The 548-nt window shown below is 59.7% G+C and carries 2 protein-coding genes; one reads left to right on the top strand and one right to left on the bottom strand.

The features are described from left to right. Positions 1-188 (top strand): helix-turn-helix domain-containing protein (locus tag NKI64_RS32115; protein ID WP_352539209.1); only part of this gene is annotated, 188 nt, incomplete at its 5' end. 131 nt (positions 189-319) lie between these two features. Here the strand turns inward: NKI64_RS32115 and NKI64_RS32110 are convergent. Next, positions 320-548 (bottom strand): hypothetical protein (locus NKI64_RS32110; protein ID WP_352672092.1); only part of this gene is annotated, 229 nt, incomplete at its 5' end.

The raw sequence follows: 548 nt of genomic DNA, 5'->3' as shown, positions 1-548 counted from the left end.
CAGTTATGCTCGGTGTCAGGCGGCCCGGCGTCACCATAGCGCTGCAAACCTTGGAGGGCCAAGGTCTGATACGCTCAATGCGAGGAGAGGTAGTCATTCTTGACCGAGCGCGTCTGATTGCGCTGGCTGATGGGTCATATGGCAGGGCTGAAGCCGAATACGCTCGGCTAGTCGGCAAACTGCATTGACCCCAGACGCCGCGCCCGTGGCACTATCCTGAGTGCCCCTGCAACGGAGCCCGCCGGCTGAGCCACGGTGTTTTTGCGTCAGGCGGGAACATTCCCGCTCTGAGGCTGTTTGGCCACAGCTGGCTCGTTCTTCAGCGGTTCGTGCCGGTGACCAAGATGTCCTCTCCACTCGTCATGGTCGGCCCGCGCAGCCTCCGAAGCAGGCGCGGGCCATCCCTGCAGCGTCGCCAGACGTCAGCGGGCTTTTTATCATTCGCCTGTGCGGCGTCAGCAGCAATGAGACAAAATCGGTTTAACTGAGAGAGGAGGATTTCTGGTTCATCGTAGCCATTCAAAGGAGCGAAGATGAGACAGAAATCC

It is taken from the genome of Mesorhizobium sp. M0478 (genome assembly GCF_040321305.1).
GTDB lineage: Bacteria > Pseudomonadota > Alphaproteobacteria > Rhizobiales > Rhizobiaceae > Mesorhizobium.
Note: the sequence above shows the minus strand (reverse complement) of the source record. Positions and strands in the feature narration are given on the sequence as shown.